Annotated in this window: 6 protein-coding genes; all 6 read left to right on the top strand. The window is 40.0% G+C overall.

What is annotated here, in order from left to right; genetic code table 11:
- On the top strand, positions 1 to 244 hold a 244-nt coding region (locus tag CHB62_RS15010), incomplete at its 5' end, for a hypothetical protein (RefSeq protein WP_176414883.1).
- Positions 245 to 332: 88 nt separating this feature from the next.
- On the top strand, positions 333 to 2,330 hold the full coding sequence (locus tag CHB62_RS14010) for a hypothetical protein (protein ID WP_240616281.1): 1,998 nt from the start codon (positions 333 to 335) through the stop codon (positions 2,328 to 2,330).
- A 1,278-nt stretch (positions 2,331 to 3,608) separates the two neighbouring features.
- A complete protein-coding gene (locus CHB62_RS14005; RefSeq protein ID WP_089367315.1) occupies positions 3,609 to 3,800 on the top strand; it encodes a hypothetical protein in 192 nt (63 codons plus the stop codon).
- 118 nt (positions 3,801 to 3,918) lie between these two features.
- Positions 3,919 to 5,841: a hypothetical protein gene (locus CHB62_RS14000; protein WP_089367314.1), complete on the top strand. Its 1,923-nt coding sequence runs from the start codon at positions 3,919 to 3,921 to the stop codon at positions 5,839 to 5,841.
- Between the two features lie 388 nt (positions 5,842 to 6,229).
- On the top strand, positions 6,230 to 6,415 hold the full coding sequence (locus CHB62_RS13995) for a hypothetical protein (protein WP_089367313.1): 186 nt from the start codon (positions 6,230 to 6,232) through the stop codon (positions 6,413 to 6,415).
- Between the two features lie 663 nt (positions 6,416 to 7,078).
- Positions 7,079 to 7,270: a hypothetical protein gene (locus CHB62_RS14760; protein ID WP_141240447.1), complete on the top strand. Its 192-nt coding sequence runs from the start codon at positions 7,079 to 7,081 to the stop codon at positions 7,268 to 7,270.
- The last annotated feature ends 47 nt before the right edge of the window (positions 7,271 to 7,317 follow it).

Below are 7,317 nucleotides of genomic sequence, written 5' to 3'. Positions count from 1 at the left end.
CCGAGAGATGCAGACAACCTCTCGCTACGCGTCGAGAACGTCTGCATCTCTCGGAGAGGGACACTCTTTTATTGCACTTCGTTTTGGAACTTGCACAGCAAACCGAAGTAAGAAGTATGTTACACCGTGTATAAGCATCATTGCTGTTGAGACAGCAACTTTATTAGCTGGTTCAGGACCAGAGGCAAGTATTGAGGATATTAACTATGGCGGAGATTTGACGAATGAAATAGATGATCAATAACCCTCATGCAGCACACAAGAATGTACGCTGACAGGTGATTTTAATAACGAGTAAGACTATTATAACAATACTTAGAAAGAGATAAACAATGTCCATAAAAGTTTTTTCAATGGCTATCTTGGCCTCATTGCTATGCCTATCGTGTAGCGAAACAAACGTAGACTACGATTCAAACACAGGTACTACTTCTTCTACGGGAGCTGTAAAGACATACGACGTAGACATAGAAGCAAGCACTGACAATCCCGAAAACCAAGCGCAGACAAGGGCTAATATGCCTTTCAAGGTTAGCGAGGAGAATATTAGTGGGAAGACTGTGTTATATCCAAAACTGAATATCACACAGCAGACAATGCCTTCTGTGGTCGTACTTTATAACAAGGATGGTGGCAAAAAAGAAGTTGTCGAGGCCAACTGGTCGGTAACAAAAGAAGGTTCTAACGTGAAGCTCCATCTTAACAAACTGTCTACTACGAGCAATCTGGCAAGTGGCGACTGGTATATCATGGCCTTTATGGGCGGTGGAGAGAAGAAAGGTGACGACTTAGAAGTGAACACCGAGACTACTATCAACGTGATAGAAAAGGGTAAGGAGTTTGCTACTTCGTGTCCTTTCGCCACCACTTGGCGTCGCATCGTTAAGCAGGGCAATAAGTTGAAACTCTATAATGAGAGCAAGAAGATGGTTTTCAAGCCACAAGGAGTATTCCTTGTTCTGTCCTTGGAGAACCGTGTAGGACTTGACACAAAGATTAATCGTGAGTTGACATTAGAGAGTAATGCGTTCTGCTCATCGGGTTCATATAAGTTCAACGTCGGCAATAACGTTTCTGATGATGCTGACTTGGCATCTTCTTATTGGGAGCCAAACAGCGCAAAGGCTATCGCACGTAGTTCGGCTGAGTACAAGAAGTATAACGCAGAACATTATACAACGAATATCAAGCTAAACTATGAGTCGGCTAAAGACGATGGCTCACTTCGTCAAGGACAAAGCGATCTCGGCAGTTACATCTACTTTAATAGTTATAAAGGTGCTTCGCAAGCCGCTTCAAACACAAAGACCAACCGCGGTTTCCTCCTCTGCTTGATGCCTGTTGATTATAAGAAGACAAGTAATTATAGTGCTATTGTCAATGAGACCTTGCTTTTCGGTAAGGTAGACGTGACCGACCCAACCCGAACAAACTACACATACGATAAGTTAGTGTACAAAACCAATCCCAATACTTGGAAGCCTTTCATGGGCAACCGATATCTCTTAGCCAGCTTCAGCGATGGACTCGCAAAGGGTTCCAGCTATGGTGTAACACTAAGAATATTACGTCCAACCTTGCCTATTGAGCGTTTGTGGGCTTATAGACAGGGTAATGAACTGCAGCTGAAAACAAGAAACGATGCTGAGGCATTGGCCGAGGGTAGAAAAATTGATAACACTAACTACCCTTCTCTGAACAGCAAACTTTATAGATTACCAAAGTACACGGAGTTGACCCCAGTCTTTAACAATCCAAAGTTAGAATTTGACAAAGACCTACCTATTGGTGGACAAAAAGCTTTTTTCATTGGAAACGAATATGGAGTCTCTAACACAAAAGATAGTCACCGTGACTTTGTAGACCTGAATGGAGTACAAAGAAAATTCTCTAACTGGTACTGTACAGAGCGTGGAAGCAAAGTGATGTATGCTATTATGTATATGAAACCCGTGAATGGCGGAGATCCTAATCCTACAAACAACTACAAAGTTGCTGTCAGGATGACCTTCCCATCTTCTCAGGCTACGTCGGGTATTGCTACGATAGAAACCTATTATCTGGGGTCTAACTATAATCTCTCCTTTGCTGTAGCAGGTTATTATATCTGCCACAAGGACTTCTGGGCAAAACTCAACCCTCAAGATATCATTGTGCGTACATTCCGGTTAGACAATTATTGGCTTAACAATAAAGATATAATTAATTGGACATACGAGCCAAAGGCAACTTATACAAAATTTAGCCTCAGTGGTGTAGCACAGGACCTATATACAGCTACAAATGGAAGGAGCTATTTCATCCCTTGGCTGAGAAAGCCTGCTTGGTAATAGTCAGGCTTTCTAACCATACCAAGAGCGGCTCAATGAGTCGCTCTTTTGTTTATCTCATGCCCTCTTTCTCGCCCTCCCTCTGTCCCCCCTATCCGCCCTCCGAAAGTGTTACTAAAAGCCATGCTTGTCTCCCTGTTACCCTGTCTTCCTTTTGTCGTTATGTCATTTTGTCCAAGCGTGTCATTATGTCATTCTGTCTAAAAAATGGTTCTTCCGCTAAATGTGTGGACGTTTTTCGTAGTCTTTAACGTAAGAGCCAAAGTTACTCATTAAACAAAAATATGGCTGAGACAGTCAATTATCTATCCTATTTTCATCCTCTTTCATTGGAAATGTTTTCGTTTTAAGACTTCGAAAATCTGCAGACAAGGGTTTGAAAAATCATTACATAATTTCAAAGAAAACATCTATAACTAACGGCAAAAACACACACATGAAACAGGATTACAATCAACAGCGTATCAATTAGTTACCAAGTATAAAGTAAAAGGTGCTTAGTTGGACTTCAGAAGGGCGTTAGCAAGGGTCTTAAAGGGCATCTTTTGCAACCCAAAAGGGCGTCTTTTAGAAGCCAAAAGAGCATGTATTCAAAATTATGATGTGAAAAATTATAACAGAATAATAGGTTATTAGCCTAATTAGCCCAATTGGACTAAATAGCCTAATTAGGCTAATAGGAATAAATTGTTTGTAGACGACAGATAGACATCACACCTAATTACATTTATCATATAGTTTACCCCCCCTATAAAACAATCTTATTGGAGGTAATTATACCAGTATTGGGTGATGGTTGTTGGGTGTTGAGCCTTTATAAAACAATCTTATTGGATGAAATCATGCCATGTATGTGGATTAATCTCATTCTATTAACAATCTACACATTTAACGGAAGAACCCTTTTTCTCATCCCCTTCTATCCACCCTATCCGCCCTCCGAAAGTGTTACTAAAAGCCATGCTTGTCTCCCTGTTACCCTGTCTTCCTTTTGTCGTTATGTCATTCTGTCTAAGTGTGTCATTATGTCATTCTGACTAAAAATACCTTGTCTTACATTTGCGAGACCCCACTTTACGCACGACAATATAGTTATTTTTGTAAAAATATCAAACTAATTTATATCTTTTAAGCCCTATTCATGAAAATAAATGTTAAACCATTAGTATCTATAAAATATTATATTTAACTTTGTATTCCGCTTTGTAAGCAAGTTTAACTACTTCTGCAAGGAAAATGGTAACTAATTTTTAAAATTAAAATAATAATAACATAGCGATGAAGAAAACTTATTTAGAACCAGAAACGAAGCTTTATGCAATGCGTGTAGAGGGTTTTTTAGCCGGAGACTCAAACATTACTGCAGGTACAACAGACCCTCAACCAGGTGGTGACCCAACACATCAGAACCGCAATGGTAACAACCCATTTCAAAGCTCGGCGAAGAAAGCCATAGAGTGGGACATCTAAGGGACACGGAGGCATAAACTTAAACGGTAAAGATGATTAAAGGAGGAAATGAAGACGAGTACAAAAAGATGTACTTCTGTATAACAACTTATATATTTAACTTATAATTACCGATTTTATGAGAAAATCAAGTAAGATAGCAATTGCCCTTTTTGGCACTGTGGCAATTGCTTTGTCTGCTTGTCAGACTGACGAACTATCAGAAACAGCTGGGACTGACAATACCCCAAAGGTATATCACGTCACGGCATCAGCTGAGCCTGCTCAAGGTTCAGGAACAGCCACTCGTGCCCTCGCTGTTGACCCAGCTAATGGGAAAAGACTCATTTCAGAGTGGGCAGAAAACGACGAGTTAGCCGCATTCGTCAATGGCGATGAAGGCAAACGAAACAACTATTTTGTATTGACATCAACCAGAGGTGGCAAGTCCGCAAGCTTCAAAGGCGACATTGCTGCAGCTGGTCGCTCTATGTCAACAAATGATAACATTAGCTTCCTTTACCCTGCAGTGGCATTAAAGGGTGCTAACAAAACCATCACACCAGTTGAAAGAAAGTTGCTTGATGTAACGATTGGTGGTAGCTCATCAAAGCTTTTATCCTACATTCCAAGTAATAAGATACAGCAATATGTTTACTTCAACATCAGCCAACAGGATGGTACTGCAGCTACACTCGGTAGTCGTTTCGATTATCAGACTAAGAGTGCTCACCCTGAGAGTGTAGAAGGTGACAAGGTAAACATCAAGATTGGAACATTACAGCGACTCGTTTCTTTCTGGGGTTTACGCTTCACTGATGAGAATAACAACAAACTTTCTAACATCGACTCTGTCTACGTCTCAAATATCAAGGCTTCTGGCGTACTTGACTTAACGAATAACAGCTTTGTTAATGACGACGCATACGAAGAGAGTAGAGCTATCGCTGTTGTCCCAGCAAAAGGAACGAAGTTTACTTCTGCTAATAATCAGTACACTTACGTAGCCTTGTTACCTGGCAACTACACGCAGATACATATCATGGTTTATGCTAATGGAAAGAAGTATGAGCAGGACTATGACAACGTAACACTCGCTGCTGATAAGGTTTATCACACTGATATCCTTCACATGAAGCCTGTATATCCAAAGCCATGGGTTGAGGTGCAAGGTGTAAAATGGGCTACTGGTAACTTTATACACTATGGTCCTGCCAATGGCGGATATTGGGGTATTGCACCAGCGCAGTGGTGGATATCACAGCGCGCAGTGACCTTAGATGGGAATAGAAATATTACCAATTATAATGCTGGTAACACTACTTCTCAGTTTGCTAATTTCCCAACTCAGAAGGCAGAGGATGTTGACCTCTTCCGATATGGACTTATTAAAGAGGCGTTGGATTTGAAGAATAGTGAGCTATTTAGATATAGTGTTGCTGGTAAGAAACTTTATTATCCTTCGAGCCCTGGTTCTTATACCGACTGGGATATGAATGGAACTGGCGCAACACGTGGTGACATTGCATGGTATTATACAAAGGGCAAGCATCAACGCTATCGTATGCCATCTGGTGACGAAATGAAGAAGCTCTACACAGAAGCACGTGCCATCCCTGCTTATTGCTACACAGATAAGGGTACTAAAGTTTATGGTGCTTACTTCACAACCAGTACCAGTGGTGGCCATCGTCGTTTCCCTGCAAAACGTTTTGTAAGGTCAATAGATAACTACACTAATGTGACCGCACTTGTACAAGCTAATAAAGGATTGTTCTTGCCATATACAGGATTGCGTGACCCTGGTGCTGTTGGTATGAAGATGAGAGACTTATCAGGCGATGGTAACGCATACGGTCAATACATGACAACTGACGATAGCAAATGGAATGACCGCTCAGCTGACTTCTTCTTTGGTGCAGCTGAATGGAACTGGGCAGAACACCCTAAGACACAAGCTAAGGCTATCCGCCCTGTTTGGGACTCTGGTGATGGTACCAGTGATAATCCTACATTAGACGAAGATTATCTCAACCTACGCAAATCGATAGGTCTTAAATAAGGAAACATGCCTAAGGCACTGCCAATGGTCATGCTTAATTAATTTGGTTGTGAGCTCGGTTTCTTACCGAGCTCATTTCTTTTTCTATATTTCTTCTATCATGTTATACACGCAAACCTTTATGTTAAACAAACACACTGTTCTACTATAAAACAAAAGAAGAATGACCTAATGACTGCTTCAGAATATAGTTAATAAGATAATTTTAGGCCTTTTTTCGCTATGCAACCCTATGTTTTTAATAAATATAGTGCTTTTTCAAAAATATTAATTAACTTTGTCTACGAATTTAAGGTTGTCTGACGGCATATTTATGGACTATCTGCAGACCTCCCTTTCCTATCGTTCTTACAGCTTATTTGACAATAAACACTTAAAATATAACGTAATGAGAAAGAAGAATTATACAAGCCCTTTTTGTGAAGTTTACCCTTTGAACGAAGAAGGTGCACTGTTGGGTAATACAAATAATAATAATAGCACGACAAGTAGTAATGACAGTACTCAACCTCCGACGTTGCGCGTTGATAATGAAAGTGGCAAAGAGATTGAGAATGAAGACGATATCTTATAAACGCGTAAGAGGGGTTCTGCCATGTTGGATAACGACACTATTATGCATCATCACCCTCAGAAAGACTTATTAGTACCCCCGATTCCATGTGGCATAACGGGACGGTTCTGCATTAGGTTACGACAGACTCGCCTCAGTTGTAGCCTAATGGTATATCGTATTAATCATGTACCTGCTTGGGAAAGGATAATTACGCCCTACTTATCAATTCCCACTATTATTAGCGTAACCCCTCAAGAAACGACTATTATCACTACTCCCACGTACTAAGACCATATTTACAGCATGATTAAAGATCACCGTTTCCAATCTAAAGACAGGTAAATTATGCTGTACAACAAAACCTTCTGCAACATTTTGTTGCCTTAACTATTATCTTAACAATTAACCCAGAACCATACACGACATAGCCTAAAGAGAAGTGTAACAGAATGTTATCTTTTCACTAAAAGTATGTTAACTTTATTATATTTACCAAATTTCTATTCTTCTCCGATACTTTTATCGTACCTTTGTGCCGCATTACTAAATAAAGATCACGCAAAGTTATAATCAAGAATCGGTTTATGTCACTTTGAAATATTAATGTTTTAAACTAAAAACGATGCGCTTTAAGAAATCAATTCATCTATCAAAAAAATAAGATTAAATTACTCAATTAAAATGAAAAAAGATTATGTGAAGCCATGCAGTTCATGTATAGTCATGGCTGCTGAGCAAGCTATGTTGACTGGAAGTGATAAAGGTCTTCGTATTACAAACGAAAACCTTGAGAGGGCGGATCCTGTCGTACTTGGCCCTTCTACGGGGTCAGTCCTAAAACCCAGTTGCAAGTCTATCCTCTTAAGCACATAATTTCATAAGTATTTATTACCTTTGCATCATGAAGAATCACCAATTAT

Origin of the sequence: Prevotella jejuni, assembly GCF_900187995.1 — a bacterium.
Lineage (GTDB): Bacteria > Bacteroidota > Bacteroidia > Bacteroidales > Bacteroidaceae > Prevotella > Prevotella jejuni.
This window is presented reverse-complemented; position numbering and strand designations above follow the sequence as displayed.

What these genes read in the sequence shown, in the direction of transcription:
- CHB62_RS14760 (WP_141240447.1), top strand. Translation starts at nt 7,079, where the DNA reads ATGAAAAAAGATTATGTGAAGCCATGCAGTTCATGTATAGTCATGGCT.
- CHB62_RS13995 (WP_089367313.1), top strand. Translation starts at nt 6,230, where the DNA reads ATGAGAAAGAAGAATTATACAAGCCCTTTTTGTGAAGTTTACCCTTTG.
- CHB62_RS14000 (WP_089367314.1), top strand. Translation starts at nt 3,919, where the DNA reads ATGAGAAAATCAAGTAAGATAGCAATTGCCCTTTTTGGCACTGTGGCA.
- CHB62_RS14010 (WP_240616281.1), top strand. Translation starts at nt 333, where the DNA reads ATGTCCATAAAAGTTTTTTCAATGGCTATCTTGGCCTCATTGCTATGC.
- CHB62_RS14005 (WP_089367315.1), top strand. Translation starts at nt 3,609, where the DNA reads ATGAAGAAAACTTATTTAGAACCAGAAACGAAGCTTTATGCAATGCGT.